Source organism: Saccharothrix sp. 6-C (genome assembly GCF_016695385.1).
Classification (GTDB): domain Bacteria; phylum Actinomycetota; class Actinomycetes; order Mycobacteriales; family Pseudonocardiaceae; genus Actinosynnema; species Actinosynnema texasense.
Genome location: NZ_CP064192.1, coordinates 8,787,934 through 8,807,273 on the forward strand (window position 1 = coordinate 8,787,934; position 19,340 = coordinate 8,807,273).

Annotated in this window: 21 protein-coding genes; 13 read left to right on the top strand and 8 right to left on the bottom strand. The window is 72.0% G+C overall.

Features of this window, described 5'->3' with window-relative positions:
- Positions 1 to 16 precede the first annotated feature (16 nt).
- A complete protein-coding gene (locus tag IOD16_RS38565; protein WP_201441754.1) occupies positions 17 to 445 on the bottom strand; it encodes a MarR family winged helix-turn-helix transcriptional regulator in 429 nt (142 codons plus the stop codon).
- Positions 446 to 509: 64 nt separating this feature from the next.
- Between IOD16_RS38565 and IOD16_RS38570 the strand changes: the two genes are divergently transcribed.
- Positions 510 to 833 carry a cupin domain-containing protein gene (locus tag IOD16_RS38570; RefSeq protein ID WP_123744492.1) on the top strand — a complete coding sequence of 108 codons (324 nt, stop codon included), beginning with the start codon at positions 510 to 512 and terminating at the stop codon, positions 831 to 833.
- Positions 834 to 836: 3 nt separating this feature from the next.
- Here IOD16_RS38570 and IOD16_RS38575 read toward each other — a convergent pair whose 3' ends face one another.
- Positions 837 to 1,748 (bottom strand): SAM-dependent methyltransferase, encoded by a 912-nt coding sequence (locus tag IOD16_RS38575; protein ID WP_201438243.1) that lies wholly within the window; start codon positions 1,746 to 1,748, stop codon positions 837 to 839.
- Between the two features lie 30 nt (positions 1,749 to 1,778).
- On the opposite strand from IOD16_RS38575, the gene IOD16_RS38580 reads away from it, so the two are divergent.
- The 5 genes from IOD16_RS38580 (at position 1,779) to IOD16_RS38600 (ending at position 6,126) form a co-directional block, all read left to right on the top strand.
- Entirely contained in the window at positions 1,779 to 2,951 is a 1,173-nt protein-coding gene (locus IOD16_RS38580) for a PrsW family intramembrane metalloprotease (protein ID WP_201438244.1), read from the top strand.
- 90 nt (positions 2,952 to 3,041) lie between these two features.
- Positions 3,042 to 3,932 carry a Rossmann-like and DUF2520 domain-containing protein gene (locus IOD16_RS38585; protein WP_201438245.1) on the top strand — a complete coding sequence of 297 codons (891 nt, stop codon included), beginning with the start codon at positions 3,042 to 3,044 and terminating at the stop codon, positions 3,930 to 3,932.
- Entirely contained in the window at positions 3,929 to 4,819 is an 891-nt protein-coding gene (gene panC / locus IOD16_RS38590) for a pantoate--beta-alanine ligase (RefSeq protein ID WP_201438246.1), read from the top strand. The genes IOD16_RS38585 and panC overlap by 4 nt, the downstream gene beginning before the upstream one ends.
- 10 nt (positions 4,820 to 4,829) lie before the next feature.
- The gene (gene panD / locus IOD16_RS38595) at positions 4,830 to 5,312 is read left to right on the top strand and encodes an aspartate 1-decarboxylase (protein WP_201438247.1); all 483 of its coding nucleotides are present in this window, start codon (positions 4,830 to 4,832) and stop codon (positions 5,310 to 5,312) included.
- Positions 5,313 to 5,340: 28 nt separating this feature from the next.
- Positions 5,341 to 6,126 carry a type III pantothenate kinase gene (locus IOD16_RS38600; protein ID WP_201438248.1) on the top strand — a complete coding sequence of 262 codons (786 nt, stop codon included), beginning with the start codon at positions 5,341 to 5,343 and terminating at the stop codon, positions 6,124 to 6,126.
- Between the two features lie 57 nt (positions 6,127 to 6,183).
- On the opposite strand, the gene IOD16_RS38605 is transcribed toward IOD16_RS38600, so the two are convergent.
- Positions 6,184 to 6,945, bottom strand: a complete 762-nt coding sequence (locus tag IOD16_RS38605) for a class I SAM-dependent methyltransferase (RefSeq protein ID WP_236594625.1) — start codon at positions 6,943 to 6,945, stop codon at positions 6,184 to 6,186.
- Between the two features lie 62 nt (positions 6,946 to 7,007).
- Here IOD16_RS38605 and lysS point away from each other — a divergent pair, with 62 nt between their 5' ends.
- The 5 genes from lysS to IOD16_RS38630 all read left to right on the top strand — a co-directional run bounded on the left by lysS (position 7,008) and on the right by IOD16_RS38630 (position 12,081).
- Positions 7,008 to 8,519 carry a lysine--tRNA ligase gene (lysS, locus tag IOD16_RS38610; protein WP_201438249.1) on the top strand — a complete coding sequence of 504 codons (1,512 nt, stop codon included), beginning with the start codon at positions 7,008 to 7,010 and terminating at the stop codon, positions 8,517 to 8,519.
- A gap of 114 nt (positions 8,520 to 8,633) precedes the next feature.
- Positions 8,634 to 8,981, top strand: coding sequence for a histone-like nucleoid-structuring protein Lsr2 (locus IOD16_RS38615; protein WP_033443198.1), 348 nt, complete (start codon positions 8,634 to 8,636; stop codon positions 8,979 to 8,981).
- A gap of 261 nt (positions 8,982 to 9,242) precedes the next feature.
- On the top strand, positions 9,243 to 10,232 hold the full coding sequence (locus IOD16_RS38620) for a FecCD family ABC transporter permease (protein WP_328809394.1): 990 nt from the start codon (positions 9,243 to 9,245) through the stop codon (positions 10,230 to 10,232).
- On the top strand, positions 10,229 to 11,278 hold the full coding sequence (locus IOD16_RS38625) for a FecCD family ABC transporter permease (protein ID WP_201438250.1): 1,050 nt from the start codon (positions 10,229 to 10,231) through the stop codon (positions 11,276 to 11,278). The genes IOD16_RS38620 and IOD16_RS38625 overlap by 4 nt, the downstream gene beginning before the upstream one ends.
- Positions 11,275 to 12,081, top strand: a complete 807-nt coding sequence (locus IOD16_RS38630; protein ID WP_201438251.1) for an ABC transporter ATP-binding protein — start codon at positions 11,275 to 11,277, stop codon at positions 12,079 to 12,081. The genes IOD16_RS38625 and IOD16_RS38630 overlap by 4 nt, the downstream gene beginning before the upstream one ends.
- Before the next feature lie 140 nt (positions 12,082 to 12,221).
- Here the strand turns inward: IOD16_RS38630 and IOD16_RS38635 are convergent, their stop codons facing one another.
- Positions 12,222 to 13,022, bottom strand: a complete 801-nt coding sequence (locus tag IOD16_RS38635; protein WP_123744480.1) for a (2Fe-2S)-binding protein — start codon at positions 13,020 to 13,022, stop codon at positions 12,222 to 12,224.
- Between the two features lie 361 nt (positions 13,023 to 13,383).
- Here IOD16_RS38635 and IOD16_RS38640 point away from each other — a divergent pair, with 361 nt between their 5' ends.
- Positions 13,384 to 15,942 (top strand): ATP-dependent Clp protease ATP-binding subunit, encoded by a 2,559-nt coding sequence (locus IOD16_RS38640; protein WP_123744479.1) that lies wholly within the window; start codon positions 13,384 to 13,386, stop codon positions 15,940 to 15,942.
- 63 nt (positions 15,943 to 16,005) lie between these two features.
- On the opposite strand, the gene pcp is transcribed toward IOD16_RS38640, so the two are convergent.
- Complete coding sequence (gene pcp, locus IOD16_RS38645; RefSeq protein ID WP_201438252.1) at positions 16,006 to 16,638, bottom strand: pyroglutamyl-peptidase I; 633 nt, start codon at positions 16,636 to 16,638, stop codon at positions 16,006 to 16,008.
- 18 nt (positions 16,639 to 16,656) lie between these two features.
- On the opposite strand from pcp, the gene IOD16_RS38650 reads away from it, so the two are divergent.
- Positions 16,657 to 17,628, top strand: a complete 972-nt coding sequence (locus tag IOD16_RS38650; protein ID WP_201438253.1) for an endonuclease/exonuclease/phosphatase family protein — start codon at positions 16,657 to 16,659, stop codon at positions 17,626 to 17,628.
- On the opposite strand, the gene IOD16_RS38655 is transcribed toward IOD16_RS38650, so the two are convergent.
- The 3 genes from IOD16_RS38655 to IOD16_RS38665 are packed head-to-tail and all read right to left on the bottom strand — an operon-like array spanning position 17,600 to position 19,338.
- The gene (locus IOD16_RS38655; protein WP_201438254.1) at positions 17,600 to 18,397 is read right to left on the bottom strand and encodes an SIR2 family NAD-dependent protein deacylase; all 798 of its coding nucleotides are present in this window, start codon (positions 18,395 to 18,397) and stop codon (positions 17,600 to 17,602) included. The genes IOD16_RS38650 and IOD16_RS38655 overlap by 29 nt on opposite strands.
- A 10-nt stretch (positions 18,398 to 18,407) precedes the next feature.
- Positions 18,408 to 18,716 (bottom strand): antibiotic biosynthesis monooxygenase family protein, encoded by a 309-nt coding sequence (locus IOD16_RS38660; RefSeq protein ID WP_123744476.1) that lies wholly within the window; start codon positions 18,714 to 18,716, stop codon positions 18,408 to 18,410.
- A 10-nt stretch (positions 18,717 to 18,726) separates the two neighbouring features.
- The gene (locus IOD16_RS38665) at positions 18,727 to 19,338 is read right to left on the bottom strand and encodes a CGNR zinc finger domain-containing protein (protein WP_201438255.1); all 612 of its coding nucleotides are present in this window, start codon (positions 19,336 to 19,338) and stop codon (positions 18,727 to 18,729) included.
- Positions 19,339 to 19,340: the final 2 nt, after the last annotated feature.

A 19,340-nucleotide genomic window follows, 5' to 3' on the forward strand; every position in this document is an offset into this window, starting at 1 on the left:
GTCGTCGCGCCGGCGGTCACCAGACCGGGCGCAGGCCGCCGGGGTCGGCGTCGGCCAGGTAGGTCTCCAGGGCTTCGCGCAGGACGGCCAGCTGCCCGGCCCCGACGACGGCCGCGAACTCGGCCTCCAGCTCCGCCCAGAGGGCGTCGGCGAGGCGGAGGTAGGCGCGGCCCTTGCCGGTGAGGGTCAGGGCGTGGGCGCGGCGGTCGGTCGGGTGGGGCGACCGGTGGACGTAGCCCCAGTCGACCAGTTCCGCCACGGTCTTGGTGGCGGCCTGCTTGGAGACACCCAGGTGGGCGGCGAGGTCGACGGCGGTGGCCGAGGGTTGGGCGGCCAGGTAGCGGAAGGCGAAGCCGTGGGCCGGGCGCAGCGGTTCGAGGTCTTGACCGGCCAGTCGTTCGTGGAAGCGGTCGGTCATCAGCCGGAACGACCTGGCGAACAGCATCGACACGGGTTCCACGGTCGCCTAGTCTGCAACTAGACAACTTGGTTGACTAGTTTGGAGAGCGATGTTCGAGCGCCACGGCTTCGTGTTCCACCCCCACGCCTCCCCCTCCAACGGCGGCAGCACGCAGATCGCCCTGTGGACCGTCGAGGTGCCGGCGGACGCGGAGGGCGAACGGCACCAGGTCGACAAGGAGGAGGTCTTCCACGTCCTGGAGGGCCGGGTGACCGTCAACGACGTCGACGCGGGCGCCGGCGACACCGTCGTCGTCCCGCCGCACGTGGAGTTCCAGCTGGTCGGCGGCCCGGCGAAGGTCCTGGTCGCCACGTCGGTCGGCATCACGGGCCTGGTCGGGGACCAGCCGATCACCCCGCCCTGGGCGTTGTAGGCCTCAGGGCCGCCACGGGGGCAGGGGCGGGAGCAACGACGACACCGGCACGCCGACGCCGTGCAGCAGCCAGCCGAACGACCCCAACCCGCCCTCGGCCCGCAGCTCCGCGATCCGCGACGCCCGCCCGGCCGCCGCCAGCCAGTCCGGCTCACCGGGCGACACCGCGCCGACCAGCCCCAACGCGCCCAGCGCGGCCCGCTGCGAGACCAGCACCCAGTCGCCGCCGGCCGCCTCGGCGCACGCGTCCAGCGCCACGTGCGCCGTCAGGTCGCACGTCCCGTCGAACACCGGCTCCACCCGGCGCCCGCCCCGGTACGCGGCGAACGTGCCCGCCGCGTACCGGCCCGCCACCCGGTCGGCCCGCACGTGCCCGTAGTCCACCGCCAACGCCGCCCCGCGGGCCACCCGCGACACGGCGTCCGCCCACGCCACGTCCCGCGGCTCGCCGATCTCCGCCCGCTCGCCCTCGCCGACCGGCCACCACCGGGCCGCCCAGGGGTGGGACGACGGCCCCGTGACCAGCGGGCAGGGCACCGCGTCCAGCCACTCGTGCCCCACCAGCAGGCCGCACACCGACGTCGGCAGCGTCGAGCGCCACCGCACCCCCGGCACCGACCGCGCCGGCCCGAGGTCCACCGCCGTCACCACCAGCCGCGCGGCCAGCGAACCCGACGCCGAGGACCGCACCGCCTCCGCCAGCTCACCGCCGCCCGCGCCCACGTCCACGAAATCCAGCCGGGACGGCCCACCGAGCGCGAAGTCCACCCGATCGAGCAGCACGAGCAGCGCTTCGGCCAGCTCAGGACCCACCAGCGGCGCGGTGCGGAAGTGGTCGGCGGGGACCTCGCCGCGCGTGAAGAACCCCGACGGCCCGTACAACGCCTCCCGCCACAGGGCTTCCGACTCCACCACCGGTCAAGTGTCCCTTTAAGGTCTCCCACCGTGACCACTCCCGCCCGCAAGCGCGTCGACCAGCAGCGCTGGACCGTCCTGCTCCCGGTCCTGGGCCTGATCGCGCTGGGCGTGTGCGGGCTGGTCCTGTTCGGCCTGGGCACCTCGCGGACCGGCCTGCTGCCGATCCTGGTCGGCGCGGTGGCCGCGCTGCTGCCCGTCCTCGCCGTGATCGGCGCCTACCTGTGGATCGACCGCTGGGAGCCGGAGCCCGCGAAGATCCTGCTGCTGGCGTTCCTGTGGGGCGCGTGCGGCGCGACGATCACCTCCCTGGTGTTCAACCAGAGCGCGCACGTGCTCGGCCAGCTCATCGACGGCGGCGACGGCAGCACGTTCGCCGCCGTGATCGGCGCGCCGATCACCGAGGAGGCCGCGAAGGCCGCGTTCATCGTGGTGCTGTTCCTGCGCCGCCGCCAGGAGTTCGACGGCGTGGTGGACGGCGTGGTGTACGCGGGCGTGACGGCCGCCGGCTTCGCGTTCACCGAGAACATCTGGTACTTCGCCCGCGTCTTCTCCGACAGCGGCTTCGGCGACCTGAGCAGCGGCGTGATCGCGTTGTTCGTCCTGCGCGGCGTGCTCTCGCCGTTCGCGCACCCGCTGTTCACGTCGATGACCGGCATCGGGATCGGCATCGCGGCCATGACCGCGAGCCGGAAGGTGCGGGTCGTCGCGCCGCTGCTGGGCTACCTCGGCGCGGCCGGCCTGCACTCGCTGTGGAACTTCTCCACCACCGTCGGCACCGGCTCCACCTTCATCAACCTGTACTTCCTGATCATGGTGCCGATCTTCGCCGGCATGGTGCTGATGGTCGTCTGGCAGCGCCGCCGCGAGCAGCGGATCGTCGCGGGCCAGCTGCCGACGATGGCCGCCAACAAGTGGATCGCCTCCAGCGAGGTGACCCTGCTGGCCAGCCTCCAGGGTCGCAGCCGGTGGCGGCGCACGGTCAAGCGCAAGGTCGGCGACCAGGCGGCCAAGGCGGTCGCGGGCTACCAGGTCGCCGCCACCGAACTGGCGTTCCTGCGCCACCGCATGGCCAACGGCACGGCGGGCCACGACGCGGAGGAACGTCACGCCAAGCTGCTCGCCGCGCTCGTCGCCGCACGTCAGGCCGCCGTGGACGCGCCGGGCGCGCTGAAGGCCGCAGGTGGCGTTCGTCGCAGTTGACGGCCCCTGGCAGCACACCGGATTACGCTCGCGGCCGTCGTCCGGTACCCGAGCATCGGGACTGGAACGCCGCGGTAAGGAGTACGTCGCATGGACGCGACCCCCCGCCCCGCGCGGTTGGCCGTGGGAGTGATCTCGGCCGGCCGGGTGGGTTCGGTGCTGGGCGCCGCGCTGTCCCGGGCGGGACACGTCGTGAGCGCCGTCGCCGCCGTTTCCCGCGACTCGCTGCGCCGCGCCGAAGAGCTGCTGCCCGACGCGCCCGTGCTGTCGCCGCCCGAGGTGGCCGCCTCCGCCGACCTGGTGCTGCTGGCCGTGCCCGACGACGAGCTGCCCGGCCTGGTGCGCGGCCTCGTCGCCACCGGTTCGCTGCGCGCCGGGCAGATCGTCGTGCACACCAGCGGCGCGCAGGGCGTGGACGTGCTGCGGCCCGCCGCCGACCTCGGCGCGCTGTGCGTGGCCCTGCACCCCGTGATGACGTTCACCGGCCGGGTCGAGGACGTGCAGCGGATGAACGCCTGCTCCGTCGGCGTCACGGCGGCCGACGACGACGAGATCGCGTGGCACGTCGGCGAGGCGCTGGTGGTGGAGATGTCCGCCGAGCCGGTGCGCGTGCCCGAGGCCGCCCGCCCGCTCTACCACGCCGCCCTCGCGCACGGCGCCAACCACCTGATCACGCTGGTCGCCGACTGCGCGGACCTGCTGCGCGGCGCGGGCATCCAGGACGCCGAGCGGATGCTGGGCCCGCTGCTGTCCGCCGCCCTGGACAACGCCCTGCGGCACGGCGACCGCGCCCTCACCGGCCCCGTCGCGCGCGGCGACGCGGGCACCGTGGCCAAGCACCTGGCGGTGCTCTCCGACACCGGGACGCTCCCCGCGTACCGAATCCTCGCGCTCCGCACCGCGGCCCGCGCCCAGGCCGCCGGCCTGCTCAAGCCCGAACTCGCGTCCGACGTCCGCACCACCCTCGAGGGACAAGCATGACCAAGCCGCTCACCAAGGACGACTACACGCCCAACGACGTGACGGTGCACCGCGACCCGGAACGGCTGCGTCGCGTCACCAGGGCGTTGAAGGCGGCCGGCCGCAACATCGCCCTGGTGCCGACCATGGGCGCGCTGCACGAGGGCCACCGCAAGCTGATCCGCGAGGCGCAGGTCATGCAGAACACCGTGGTCGTCGTCTCCGTCTTCGTGAACCCCACCCAGTTCGGCCCGAACGAGGACTTCGACCGCTACCCGCGCAGCTTCGAGTCCGATGTGGACATCTGCCGCGAGGAGCGCGTCGGCCTGGTGTTCGCGCCGTCGGTGGACGACATGTACCTGCCGGGCAGCACGGTCACCGTGAGCCCGGGCCCGCTCGGCGACGAGCTGGAGGGCCGGACCCGCCCCGGCCACTTCGCCGGCGTGCTGTCCGTGGTCGCCAAGCTGTTCAACATCGTGCAGCCGACCTACGCGGTGTTCGGCGAGAAGGACTACCAGCAGCTCACGCTCATCCACCGGATGGCGCGGGACCTGAACTTCCCGCTGGACGTGGTCGGCGTGCCGACCGTGCGCGAGCCCGACGGCCTGGCGCTGTCCTCGCGCAACCGCTACCTGTCCGAGGAGGAGCGCTCCGCCGCGACCGCGCTGTCCGCCGCGCTGGTGGCGGGCGCGTACGTCAGCGGGCAGGGCGCGGACGCCGTGCTGAAGGCCGCGGGCGACACCCTCGCCGCCGTGCCCGGCGTCGACCTCGACTACCTGGAGCTGCGCGCGCCGGACCTCGGCCCCGCGCCGGAGAACGGCGACGCCCGCCTGCTGGTCGCCGCCCGGGTCGGCTCCACCCGACTGATCGACAACGCCGCCGTGCTGCTCGGCGCCGGCGACGAGTGAGGGGACCGCCATGTTCCGCACCATGCTCAAGTCGAAGATCCACCGGGCCACCGTCACCCAGGCCGACCTGCACTACGTCGGCTCGGTCACGGTGGACGAGGACCTGATGGAGGCCGCCGACCTGCTGGCCGGCGAGCAGGTCGCGATCGTCGACGTCACCAACGGCGCACGCCTGGAGACCTACGTCATCCCGGGCGCCCGCGGCAGCGGCGTGATCGGCATCAACGGCGCGGCGGCGCACCTCGTCAAGCCGGGCGACCTGGTGATCCTCATCGCCTACGGGCAGATGGACGACGCCGAGGCGCGGGTGTACGAACCGAAGGTGGTCTTCGTCGACGCCGACAACAAGGTGGTCGAACTGGGCGCGGACCCGGCGCACGCCCCGGAGGGCTCGGGACTCGTGAACGGGTCCACGACCGCGCAGCCGGAGCCGGTGGCGGCGGAGACCGAGGACGCCGCGGCGCTGGACGCGTTGATCCAGGCCGAGGACTAGTAGGCCGAGACCTAGGGGGAGACCCGCTGTGCTGCTAGCCATCGACGTCGGCAACACCAACATCGTGCTCGGCCTCTACGACGGCACGGGTGACTCCGCCGAGCTGGTCCGGGACTGGCGGATGCGCACCGACGCCCGGATGACCGCCGACGAGCTGGCGCTGACCATGCGCGGGCTGCTCGGCGAGTACGCGGACAAGATCACCGGCATCTCGGCGCTGTCCACCGTGCCCGCGGTGCTGCGCGAGCTGCGCGTGATGCTCGGCCGGTACTACGGCGGCGTGCCGAAGGTGCTGGTGGAACCGGGCGTGCGGACGGGTGTGCCGCTGCTGGTGGACAACCCCAAGGAGGTCGGCTCCGACCGGGTGATCAACACGCTGGCCGCGCACCACCTGCACAGCACGGCGTGCGTCGTGGTCGACTTCGGCACGTCCACGAACCTGGACGTGATCTCGGCCAAGGGCGAGTTCCTCGGCGGCGCGCTGGCGCCGGGCATCGAGATCTCCGTGGACGCGCTGGCCGCCCGCGCCGCGCAGCTGCGCAAGGTCGAGCTGGTGCGGCCGCGGTCGGTGATCGGCAAGAACACCGTCGAGTGCCTGCAGTCCGGCATCGTCTACGGGTTCGTCGGCCAGGTGGACGGCCTGGTGCGCCGGATCGTGGACGAGCTGCAGCTCAGCGAGCCCGGCCCGGTCACCGTCATCGCGACCGGCGGCCTCGCGCCGCTCGTGGTGACCGAGTCGGCCACCATCCACGCGCACGTGCCGGACCTGACGCTGCTGGGCCTGCGCCTGGTGTTCGAGCGCAACCGTGTTTGACGGCCGCTGCTCCGCCGACGGCGGCGGGGTCGCGTCGGATCGCCCGCGACCTCGCGGTCAGTGGGCCACCCGGCGGGTGCGCTTGACGTAGGTGGTCAACGGGAGGTCGAACTCGCCCTCGGCGGTTTCGGGGCGGGACTTGAGGAACGCGAGCATCCTCGCGTTCATCGCGGCCCGCTCCTCCTCCGGGACGACCAAGGCGTGCGAGTGGGTGTTGACCATCGCGACCAGGGACTCGGCGGTGCGCCGGTGCGCGTGCGGGAAGACCCGGGTCTCCTCGTCGCCGAACAGCTCGTGCTCGGTCATCGGGTCGAAGGCCAACTCGTCCTGCGCGCTGACGCTGGACTGGGCGGTCCGGACGAACTCCGCCAGCCACGGCGCCGAGTCGTCGTAGTCGTTCCACATCGACGCCAGCACGCCGCGCGGCCGCAGCACGCGGGCGATCTCCGGCATCGCGCGCGCCGGGTCGAACCAGTGGAACGCCTGGCCGACCACGACGGCGTCCACCGTGCCGTCCGGCAGCGGGATCCGCTCCGCGCTGCCGGGCAACGCGCGCGCCGCGCCGTGGTGGCGCACCAACTCGGACAGCATCGCCTCGTTCGGCTCCACCGACGTCACGTGGTGGCCCTGGGCGAGCAGCCCGCCGGTCAGCTTGCCCGTGCCGGCGCCGAGGTCGAGCACCTGGCGCGGCCCTTCGCCCAGCGGCTCCAGCACCCAGCGGATGGCCTCGGCGGGGTAGTCCGGTCGGTGTTCCGCGTACGCCGAGGCGCGCGCTCCGAAGGAGTTCGCCCGCCTGGCCCGCAAGTCATCTCCCGTCACCAGGAAGAGCCTAGTGAGATCCGGTTCGATTTCCCGAGTGGTCTTTCCGTACTCTTCGTCCTGTGAGTGAGCAGCCAGCGACCGGTTCCGCGACCAGCGACGACGATCTCCCCGAGCAGCTGAGGGTGCGCCGGGAGAAGCGGGCGCGACTGCTGGAACGCGGTGTCGACCCGTATCCGGTCGAAGTTCCGCGCACGCACACGTTGCGCGAGGTCCGCGAAGCGCATCAGGACCTGGAACCGGACACGGCGACCGGTGATGTGGTGGGTGTGACGGGCCGGGTGATGTTCATCCGCAACACCGGCAAGTTGTGCTTCGCCACGCTGCGCGAGGGCGACGGCACCGAACTGCAGGCGATGCTGAGCCTGAACGGCGTCGGCGAGCAGTCGCTCGGCGAATGGAAGTCCGACGTCGACTTGGGCGACCACGTATTCGTGCACGGCGAGGTCATCACGTCCCGCCGCGGCGAACTGTCGGTGATGGCCGACCGGTGGTCCATGACGGCGAAGGCGTTGCGCCCGTTGCCGGTCGCGCACAAGGAACTCGCCGAGGAAACCCGCATTCGCCAGCGGTACGTGGATCTGATCCTGCGCGAGCAGGCGCGGAACACGGTGCGCAACCGGGCCGCCGTGGTGCGCTCGTTGCGGGAGTCGTTCCACCGGCGCGGTTTCATCGAAGTCGAGACCCCGATGTTGCAGACGTTGCAGGGCGGCGCGACCGCCCGGCCGTTCGTGACCCGGTCGAACGCGCTCGACATCGACCTGTTCCTGCGGATCGCGCCCGAGCTGTACCTGAAGCGGTGCGTGGTGGGCGGTATCGAGAAGGTCTTCGAGATCAACCGCAACTTCCGCAACGAGGGCATGGACTCGTCTCATTCGCCCGAGTTCTCGATGCTGGAGTACTACGAGGCGTACGCCACGTACGACTCGAACGCGGTGCTGACCCGGGAGCTGATCCAGGAAGCCGCGTTGGCGATCGCCGGTTCGCACGTGGTGACGTTGGTCGACGGCACGGAGTACGACCTCGGTGGCGAGTGGACGACGATGGGCATGTACGACTCGTTGTCCGAAACGGCGGGCGAAGAAGTCACGCCCGAAACTTCTCCGGAGCGGTTGCGCGAGCTGGCCGACAAGCACGGCCTGGAGACGGACCCGAAGACCGGGCACGGCAAGCTGGTCGAGGAGCTGTGGGAGCACCTGGTCGGTGACGCGCTGCACGCGCCCACGTTTGTGCGCGATTTCCCGGTGGAGACCTCGCCGCTCACCCGTCAGCACCGCACCCGGCCGGGTGTGGCCGAAAAGTGGGACCTGTACGTGCGCGGTTTCGAGTTGGCCACGGGATACTCGGAACTGGTGGACCCGGTGGTCGAGCGGGAGCGGTTGGAAGCCCAGGCCCGGCTGGCGGCGACCGGTGACGCCGAGGCGATGCCGGTCGACGAAGACTTTCTGCGATCACTGGAGTACGGAATGCCACCGAGCGGTGGTGTGGGAATGGGCATCGACCGCCTGCTGATGGCGCTCACCGGTCTCGGTATCCGGGAGACGATCCTGTTCCCCCTCGTGCGCCCGGAATGAGTAACTTCTCGGACTCCAGGCGGCGCATTCCTCCAGTTGTGCGCTAACCTGCACTCGCCAATGCTTTAGGTCGCGGTCGGGGAACACCGCGCATTCGAGTCCAGGAGGATACGCATGGCGCAGAAGGTCACCGTGACCCTGGTCGATGACCTGGACGGTGGGAAGGCAGAGGAGACGGTCGGCTTCGGATTGGACGGTGTGTCCTACGAGATCGACCTTTCTGCGGGCAATGCGGGCAGGCTCCGCGACGCTCTCGCCGACTTCGTCGCCAGTGCCCGCAAGGCGGGCGGTCGCAAGCGCGGCCCGGGTCGTCCGGCCGGTGTGAAGGCAGCTCGTCCGGCTTCGGCGGATCGTGAGCAGAACCAGGCCATTCGGGAGTGGGCGCGCAAGCAGGGGATGAAGGTCTCCGACCGCGGTCGCATCCCGGCCGAGGTGCTGGAGGCTTACCACCAGCAGGGCTGACGCCGGTTGTGCACGTGGCCCAGGCCACGGCAATTACGTCAATCGACGAAGGGGCGCCGGAATCCTCCGGCGCCCCTTCGGTTGTTTTCCAGGACTTGCCGGCGCGGTTGTGAAGATCGATTGTGCGGAACGGCGCCGGCCCACCCAGGTGATCTTCGACTCGACCGTTCGGCGGCACGGAGCGTGCTCGGCGGTGGCCGCACCGTGTTCGGTTAGGCTCACCTCACCGAAGGTCGGATCGCCGGGGGAGGAGCACGCGCGTTGGCCCTCCGCACCACCCGACTGGCCCTGCTCGTCGGCCTCCTCGCCCTCGTCGCGCTCGCCAGCGTCGCCATCGGCGCGAAGGACATCCCGATCGTCGACGTCTGGCACGCGCTGACCGCGCCGACAGGGCTGGAGAACGACCTCGTCGTCCGCGAGCTGCGGGTGCCGCGCACCCTGCTCGGCATCGCGGTCGGGGTCGCGCTGGGCGTCGGCGGCGCGCTGATGCAGGGCCACACCCGCAACCCGCTGGCCGACCCGGGCATCCTCGGCGTCACCCAGGGCGCGGCGTTCGCGGTCGTGCTGTCGATCTTCACGCTGGGTGTGACCAGCCTCTACGGGTACGTGTGGTTCGCGTTCGGCGGCGCCCTCGTGGCCAGCGTCGCGGTGTTCCTGCTGGGGTCCGGGCGCAGCGGGCCGACACCGGTGACGTTGGCGTTGGCCGGCGCGGCGGTCAGCGCGCTCATGCAGGGGCTGGTGTCCGCCATCGTGCTGCTGGACCGGCAGAGCCTCGACGCGTTCCGGTTCTGGCAGGTCGGCGGCATCGCCGGGCGCGACCTCGTCGTGCTGTGGCAGGTGCTGCCGTTCCTGGTGCTCGGGCTCGCGCTGGCGGCGGCCAACGCGCCCGGGTTGAACGCGCTGTCGCTGGGCGACGACGTGGCCAGGTCGCTGGGGCAGCGGGTGGCGGCGACCAGGGTCGTCGGCGTGGCCGCGACCACGCTGCTGGTGGGCGGCGCGGTGGCGGTGTGCGGGCCGATCGGGTTCCTCGGGCTCGTCGTGCCCCACGCGGCGCGGGCGCTGACCGGACCCGACTACCGGTGGCTGCTGCCGTTCGCCGGGGTGATCGGCGCGATCGTGCTGCTGGTCGCGGACGTCGTCGGACGGGTCGTGACCAGGCCGGGAGAGCTGGAGGTCGGCGTGGTGATGGCGCTGGTCGGCGCGCCGTTCTTCATCGCCCTGGTGCGGCGGCGGAAGCTGGTGAAGCTGTGACGGGGTTCCGGGTCGGGCCCGTGTCCGGACCGCTGCGGTGGCGGCCGTTCGCCGTGGTGGTCGTGGGGCTGGCGCTGGTGGTGCTCGCGGGCGCGGTGAGCGTGGCCCGCGGCGACTTCCCGATCCCGCTGGCGCAGGTGTTCGACGTGCTGCTCGGCGGCGGGCAACGCGGGCAGCGGTTCATCGTGCTCGACCTGCGGCTGCCGCGGGCGCTGACCGGGGTGCTCGTCGGCGCGGCGCTCGGGGTCGCGGGCGCGATCTTCCAGTCGATCGCGCGCAACCCGCTGGCGAGCCCGGACATCCTCGGCGTGACGTGGGGCGCGGGGGCCGGCGCGGTCACCGTGATCACGTTCGCCGGGTCGATGGGCGCGGTCGGCGGGACCTTGGCGACGGTCGGCGTGCCGCTGGCCGCGCTGGGCGGCGGGCTGCTGGCCGGGCTGCTCGTCCACGGGCTGGCGTGGCGGCGGGGGATCGAGGGGTTCCGGCTCGTGCTCGTCGGCATCGGCGTCTCCGCCGTGACCGGCAACTTCACCCACTACCTGCTGACCGTCGGCGACGTGACCGACGCGGCGCGGGTGATGGTGTGGATCACCGGCAGCCTGAACGGGCGCGGGTGGGAGCACGTCGTGCCGGTCGGGCTGGCGCTGGCGGCGCTGATCCCGGCGGCGCTGGTCGGCTCGCGGCTGCTGGGCGCGTTGCAGCTCGACGACGACACCGTGCGCGGGCTCGGCGTGCGGCTCAACGGCGCGCGGAGCGTGCTCCTGCTGCTCGCGGTCGTGCTGGCGGCCGTGGCCACGGCGTCGGCCGGACCGGTGGCGTTCGTGGCGCTGGCGTCACCGCAGATCGCGCTGCGGGTGGCCGGGACCGCCACGCCGCCGCTGCTCGGGTCGGCCGTGGTCGGCGGGCTGCTGGTGGTGGTGTCGGACCTGGTCGCGCGGCTGGCGTTCGGCGGGTTCGAGCTGCCGGTCGGCGTGGTGACGGCGGTGCTCGGCGCCCCCTACCTGATGTACCTGCTCGTCCGCAGTCGCCGGGAGGCACGGGTATGACCGCTGTTCGGCTGCAGGCGCAGTCGCTGTCCGTGGGGTACGGGGAGCGGCTGGTGGTGTCCGCGCTGGACCTGGACGTGCTGTCCGGTTCGGTGACGGCGGTGATCGGGCCCAACGGGTGCGGCAAGTCGACGTTGCTGCGGGCGCTGGGCCGGCTGCTGCCCGCCCGGTCCGGCGCGGTGGTGCTGGACGGCAAGCGGATCGACCGGACGCCCACGCGCGAGGTGGCGAAGGTGCTGGCGATGCTGCCGCAGTCGCCGCAGGCGCCCGAGGGGCTGACCGTGGCCGAGCTGGTCGCGCGCGGCCGGCACCCGCACCAGGCGTGGTACCGGCAGTGGTCGCCGGAGGACGAGGCGGCGGTGACGTCGGCCCTGGCGATGACGGGCATGGCGGAGCTGGCCGACCGGACCGTGGACGAGCTGTCCGGCGGGCAGCGGCAGCGGGCGTGGATCTCGATGGCGCTGGCCCAGGGCACGGACCTGCTGCTGCTCGACGAGCCGACGACGTACCTGGACCTGGCGCACCAGATCGACGTGCTGGACCTCGTGCAGCGGCTGCACCGGGACTTCGGCCGGACCGTCGTGATGGTGCTGCACGACCTGAACCTCGCCGCCCGCTACGCCGACCGCCTGGTCGCGATGAAGGAAGGGCGGATCGTGGTGGCCGGCGCGCCGGCCGACGTGCTGACCGAGCCGAACCTGCTGGAGGTCTTCGGCCTGGAGGCCCGCGTCGTCCCCGACCCGGTCACCGGCACCCCGCTGGTGGTCCCGATCGGCCATCGCCAGCGCACGCCCGAACGTTGAACTCACCTGTTCCGAACGTAGGACACGCCTGTTCCGAACGTAGGACACGCGCGGCGCGAAGGTAGGACTCTCGCGCGTGTCCTACGTTCCGAACGCGCGTGTCCTGCGTTCCGGACAGGCGAAGTGAGCGTTGCGGAGGGTCAGCGGACGCGGGGGCAGGTGGCGCAGGCCTCGGCGTTCGGCAGCACGAAGTGGAAGCAGCAGCTCTCGCGGCGGCGGGTCCAGCCCGTGTCGGTCGCCTTCAGGGTCGACGCCGAGGTGAACGGGTCGAGCTTGGCCGGCAGCAGCAGCGCCGAGTCCATCACGCCCGCCGTCTCGTCGCCGCACAGCTGGCCCACCGTCCACGCCGCGCTGTCCAGCGCGTCCGTGGCCGCCGCCCACAGCATCCGCCGCCCCAGCCGCACGGTCGGCCCGTACGCGCCCACGAACTGCGCGCTGTGCGCCGCGAACCGGGCCCTGAGCAGCGCCGCCAACGCGGTCTCGTCGGCCACCACCGTCGCCGCCGGGTGGTCGCCCTCCGGGTCGTCCGGCAGGCACGCGAACTCGTCGCTCAGCAGCGCCACGCCGACCACGTGCGGCCGGCCCGCGGGCGCGACCTTGATCGCCACGTCGGCGGGCCGCAGCGACGGCACCCGCCGCGCGGTGTGGAACAGCAGCCCGCCCAGCACGCCCACGACGTTGAGGTACCAGCTCATGACGTACCCGGCCGTGGTGCGCTCGGGCGCCTCGCCGTGCTGCTCCAGCAGCCACCGCGACAACGTCTCGCGCCACGCGTCGAACCGCTCCGGCTCGCCCATGAGCTCCGAGCACAGGACCCACTCGCCGCGCTCGGCCGGCAGCCCGAACCGGGTCTCGAAGCCCTCGTACAGCGAGGCCCGCCCGAGGGACCGGGCGACGGGTGTCGTCACGTCGCACACGGTCGTCCGCGCCGGTACGGTCATGTCCAGGAGTTCCTCGTCGGTCCGGGGTGGGCGAGTGGTCCAGTGAAGCGTGAGGCTTGCCTAACCTTAGCGAGGTTGCCCTAACTCGCACCACTTCGGTGACCCCGATCACCCCCGAGGTCGCCGAACGGTTGAATGTTCGCGCTCAGCGGACAACCCCCGTTCCGTGGAATCCCGCTGGCAGATCACGCGTTGATACCGATGTCAGAGATCCCCGAAGACGGCTGCCTGCGATCGGGAACTGAGAGTGTCGGGGCTGACGACTACAGTGGTCCCACGGTGCCGCGCTCTCCAACGGTCAGCCAGACGGTCGGCCAGGGGTGAGCCCGAGGACCGCCGGCGCAGCAGTCAGGGAGTGCGAATGTTCGAAAGGTTCACCGACCGCGCGAGGCGGGTGGTTGTCCTGGCCCAAGAAGAGGCCCGGATGCTCAACCACAACTACATCGGCACCGAGCACATCCTCCTGGGGTTGATCCACGAGGGTGAAGGTGTCGCCGCCAAGGCGCTGGAGTCGTTGGGGATCGCGCTGGAGGGCGTCCGCCAGCAGGTCGAAGAGATCATCGGCCAGGGTCAGCAGGCCCCATCCGGCCACATCCCCTTCACCCCGCGCGCCAAGAAGGTGCTCGAGCTGTCACTGCGCGAAGCGCTGCAGCTGGGGCACAACTACATCGGCACGGAGCACATCCTGCTCGGCCTGATCCGCGAGGGCGAGGGCGTCGCCGCCCAGGTGCTGGTCAAGCTCGGCGCGGACCTCAACCGGGTGCGCCAGCAGGTCCTGCAGCTCCTGTCCGGCTACTCCGGCGGCAAGGAGCCGGCGGAGTCCGGCGGCCGCGGCGAGGGCACCCCGTCCTCCTCCCTGGTCCTCGACCAGTTCGGGCGCAACCTGACCGCCAGCGCGCGGGAGGGCAAGCTCGACCCGGTGATCGGGCGCACCAAGGAGATCGAGCGGGTCATGCAGGTGCTGTCCCGCCGCACCAAGAACAACCCGGTCCTGATCGGCGAGCCCGGCGTGGGCAAGACCGCCGTGGTCGAGGGCTTGGCCCAGATGGTGGTCAAGGGCGAGGTGCCCGAGACGCTGAAGGACAAGCAGCTCTACACGCTGGACCTGGGTTCGCTGGTCGCGGGCTCGCGCTACCGCGGTGACTTCGAGGAGCGCCTCAAGAAGGTGCTCAAGGAGATCCGCACGCGCGGCGACATCATCCTGTTCATCGACGAGATCCACACCCTGGTGGGCGCCGGCGCGGCCGAGGGCGCGATCGACGCCGCGTCGATCCTCAAGCCCATGCTGGCCCGGGGCGAGCTCCAGACCATCGGCGCGACCACCCTCGACGAGTACCGCAAGTACGTCGAGAAGGACCCCGCCCTGGAGCGCCGGTTCCAGCCGATCCAGGTCGGCGAGCCGTCGCTGGAGCACACCATCGAGATCCTCAAGGGTCTGCGGGACCGGTACGAGGCGCACCACCGCGTCTCGATCACCGACTCCGCGCTGGTCGCCGCCGCGACGCTGGCCGACCGGTACATCAACGACCGGTTCCTGCCGGACAAGGCGATCGACCTCATCGACGAGGCGGGCGCGCGGATGCGCATCCGCCGGATGACCGCGCCGCCGGACCTGCGCGAGTTCGACGAGAAGATCGCCGACGTGCGCCGGGACAAGGAGTCCGCGATCGACGCGCAGGACTTCGAGCGCGCGGCGAAGCTCCGTGACGCGGAGAAGACGCTGCTGGGCCAGAAGGCCGAGCGGGAGAAGCAGTGGAAGGACGGCGACCTCGACGTCGTCGCCGAGGTGGACGACGAGCAGATCGCCGAGGTGCTGGCGAACTGGACCGGCATCCCCGTGTTCAAGCTCACCGAGGAGGAGACCACGCGTCTGCTCCGCATGGAGGACGAGCTGCACAAGCGGATCATCGGCCAGGTCGACGCGGTCAAGGCCGTGTCGCAGGCGATCCGCCGCACGAGGGCCGGCCTGAAGGACCCGAAGCGCCCGTCCGGCTCGTTCATCTTCGCCGGCCCGTCCGGCGTGGGCAAGACCGAGCTGTCGAAGGCGCTGGCGAACTTCCTGTTCGGCGAGGACGACGCCCTGATCCAGATCGACATGGGCGAGTTCCACGACCGCTACACGGCGTCGCGCCTGTTCGGTGCCCCTCCCGGCTACGTCGGCTACGAAGAGGGCGGCCAGCTCACCGAGAAGGTGCGTCGCAAGCCGTTCTCCGTGGTGCTGTTCGACGAGATCGAGAAGGCGCACCAGGAGGTCTACAACACGCTGTTGCAGGTGTTGGAGGACGGCCGCCTGACCGACGGTCAGGGCCGGACGGTGGACTTCAAGAACACCGTCATCATCTTCACGTCCAACCTGGGCACGTCGGACATCAGCAAGGCCGTCGGCCTCGGCTTCACCTCGGGTCAGGACACCGCGTCCAACTACGAGCGCATGAAGAACAAGGTCAACGACGAGCTGAAGAAGCACTTCCGGCCCGAGTTCCTCAACCGCATCGACGACATCATCGTCTTCCACCAGCTCACGCAGGACGAGATCATCAAGATGGTGGACCTGATGATCGCCCGCGTCGAGCAGCAGTTGAAGAACAAGGACATGGCGATCGAGCTCACGGATCGCGCGAAGATGCTGCTGGCCAAGCGCGGGTTCGACCCGGTGCTCGGCGCGCGGCCGCTGCGTCGCACGATCCAGCGCGAGATCGAGGACCAGCTGTCGGAGAAGATCCTGTTCGGGGAGATCCAGCCCGGCCAGATCATCATCACCGACGTCGAGGGCTGGGACGGCGAGTCCGAGGCCGACGACAAGGCGCACTTCACCTTCCGCGGCGAGACCAAGCCGCTGCAGGTGCCGGACGCCCCGCCGGTCGACCTGGCCGCCTCCGGTGGCGACTCGGGCGGCGACTCGGACTCCGAGTCCGCCTGATGTGACCGACGTGAACGCCCCCCGGGTTCGCCCGGGGGGCGTTTTCGCGTCCTCAGGCCGCCGTCAGTGCAGGGTGCCGGCGGTGGCGCGCAGGTCGACGGACGTGCTCAGCGACGTGCGCACGATCAGCTCCAGCGCCCGGGCGGTGGTGGCGACGGGCAGGCTGGGGTGGCCGCCCGCCTCGGCCTGCTCCGGCGAGAACGGCACGTGCACGAACCCGCCGCGCACGCCCGGGTGCTCGGTCGCGACCAGGTGCATCAGGCCGTAGAACACGTGGTTGCACACGAACGTGCCCGCGGAGTGCGACACCGACGCCGGGATGCCCTCGGCCGCCAACGCCGCCACGCACGCCTTCACCGGCAGCCCGGTGAAGTACGCCGCCGGACCGCCGGGCACCACCGGCTCGTCGATGGGCTGCCCGCCCGCGTTGTCGGGGATGCGGGCGTCGTCCAGGTTCACCGCGACGCGCTCCGGTGTGACCCCGTCCCGGCCACCTGCCTGCCCCACGCACACGACCAGGTCGTACCGGCGGGCGGCGAGGGCCTCGCGCACCGCGGCGACCGACTCGCCGAACACGCACGGCAGGCGCAGCTTCGTCAGCCGGTGACCGTCCGACCGCACCGCTTGGACCGCGTCCCAGGACGGGTTGGTGAGCTCCCCGCCGAACGGTTCGAAACCCGTCAGCAAAACATCCACTCGGGCAGACTAGAACGCGTGGTCGACATCGAGGAACGCCGCACCAGGCGCAAGGGGACGACATTCCTGCTGGTAGTGGCGGCCATCACGTTCCTGCTCGCCGCCTTCACCCGGTTGCTGGGCATCGACGGCACCCGCCACATGGTGGCCACGACGGCCCTGACGCCCTACTTCACGGCGGCCGGCGTGGTGCTGGGCGCGTTGGCGCTGCTGCTGCGGCGCTGGGCGGTCGGCACGCTGACGACGCTGGTCGCGGTGGTGCTGGTGGCGGCCGTCGCGCCGCGCGCGTTCCCCGACTCGCGGCCGGTCGGCGTGGGCCGGGAGGTGACCGTGATGGCGGCGAACGTGCTGGTCGGCAAGGCCGACGCGGGGGCGGTCGTGGCGGCGGTGAAGGCGCACGACGTCGACGTGCTCACGGTGCAGGAGCTGACCCCGGCGATGGTGCTCGACCTCGAACGGGCGGGCCTGGACGAGGTGCTGCCCTTCCGGCACTTCCTGGACGAGCCGGGCGGCTCCGGGTCCGGCGTCGCGTCCCGCTACCCGGTGTTCCCGCGCACGCTCACGCCGCCCAGCACGCTGCGCCAGGCCGGCGCGTTGGTCGACCTGCCCGGCGAGGACCTGGAGGTGCTGTCCGTGCACCCGTTGCCGCCGGTGGAGGCCGTCGGGCCGGAGAGCTGGCAGCGCGACCTGGCGGGCCTGCCGGACCGGGAGTTGGACGGTCCGGTGCGGGTGCTCGCGGGCGACTTCAACGCCACCCTGGACCACGTCGGCCTGCGCCGGCTCCTCAACAGCGGCTACGTCGACGCCGCCGACCAGGTGGGCGCGGGCCTGGACCCGACCTGGCCGTCGGGCGCGCTGTGGCCGCCGCCGGTGACGCTCGACCACGTGCTGGTGGACGGGCGGTGCCCGGTCGACACGTTCACCGTGGTCGACATCCCCGGCTCGGACCACCGGGCCGTGGTCAGCCGATTCGTCGTGCCAGCTCGGTGATCGCCGCCAAGGCGCCCATCGGCAGGGACACCCCGCGCCCGTGCCGCACCTCCGGCTCGCGCGGGTTGACGCGGACCAACGCGCCCGACGCGGCGCTGGCCAGCTCCGCCTGACGCCGCACGGTCGGCACCGCGACCCCCGCGCCGAGCTCCAGCACGACGATGTCGCGGTGCGCCCGGCGCCACTGCGCCAAGGCGTCCAACGCCTTCTGCGACGGCCCGCCGAGCCACGCCCAGTCGCCGAACATGAGGATGTTCGGCCGCGCCAGCCCTCCGCAGTTGCGGCACGACGGCAGCGGCCCGGTGGCGCGCATCGTCGCGGGGTCCACGTCCACCACGACGTCGTCGGCCGGCCACACGTCGTCCGTGCACGGCTGCACGCACTGGAGGTGGTGGATCGACCCGTGCACCTCGGCCACGTGGTCGAACCCGGCCCGCTGGAACTGGCCGTCCACGTTCGACGTGAACACCCGCGCGCCCCACTCGCGCAGCACGCGGAACCCGTCGTGCGGGAGCGTGCGCCGGTACAGGTCGAGCCGGTGCCCGTAGAAGCCCCACGCGAGCGCCGGGTCCTCCACGAAGTGCACCGGGTCGGCCAGCTCCTCGAACCGCAGGCCCAGCCGCTCGTAGGGCGGGTAGGCCTGCCAGAAGCCGGTCGCGCCGCGGAAGTCGGGCAGGCCGGAGTCGACGCCCATCCCCGCGCCCGCGCACACCAGCACCGCGTCGGCGGAGGAGATCAGCTCCGCCGCGCGGTCGAGCGCCTCGTTCACCCTCTGGGGGTCACTTCTTCGCTTGGGAGCTGAGCACGACCTCGAACTCCAGCAGGTCCGACCCGGTGCCGACGGGCTTGGCGCGCTCGCCCGAGTGCGCCTCCTTGGCCCGGCCGCCCATCCAGTTCTGGAAGTCCTCCTCGGTCTCCCACTGGGTGACCACGAAGTACCGCTCGTCGCCCTTGACCGGCCGCAGGAGCTGGAACCCGAGGAAACCGGGCTCGGAGTCGACCGCGCCCAGGCGCGCGGCGAACCGCTTCTCCAGCTCGGGGCCCGAGCCGTCGGGCACGTGGATCGCATTGATCTTCACAACCGCCATGCCCCCGACGTTACTGCGCCCCGGCCGGTTCCGTCTCGTGGCGTGCCCGGTGGGCGCGGACCTTGTGCCGGTTGCCGCAGCGCTCCATCGAGCACCAGCGGCGGTTGCCCGCCCGGGAGGCGTCCACGAACAGCAGGCCGCAGTTGTCCGCCGAGCACTCCCGCACGCCGCCGTGCGCGACGAGCTCGACCGCGTCCCGCGCCGCCGCGCCCAGCACCTGCGTGCCGGTGATCGGCCGTGCCCACGTGAGCGCTCGCGTGCGCGGGTCGACGACCGGACGCGGTGTCTCGGCGGTGGCCGCGTTCAGCACCGCCAGGTCGTCGGCCGGGAGGTCGGCGTCCCGGACCATCGCCCGCGCGACCCGCCAGAACGCGTCGCGCAGCCGCTTCACCGCGGCCAGCTCGGCTTCGGTGACGCGCACGTCGGCCGCGGTGAAGGGCGCGGTCGCGGCGAGGCGCGAGTCGACCAGCCAGGCGGCCAGGTCGTCGGGCCGGTGCAGCTCCTCGAACACCCGCAGCTCACCAGGTCCGCCGCTGACCAGCAGTTCCATCGCGAAGCTGCCGGGGTCGAAGCGGAAGCTCTGCCCGTCCGGCCGGGTCAGCGTCCTCGCCCACGTCGCCATGT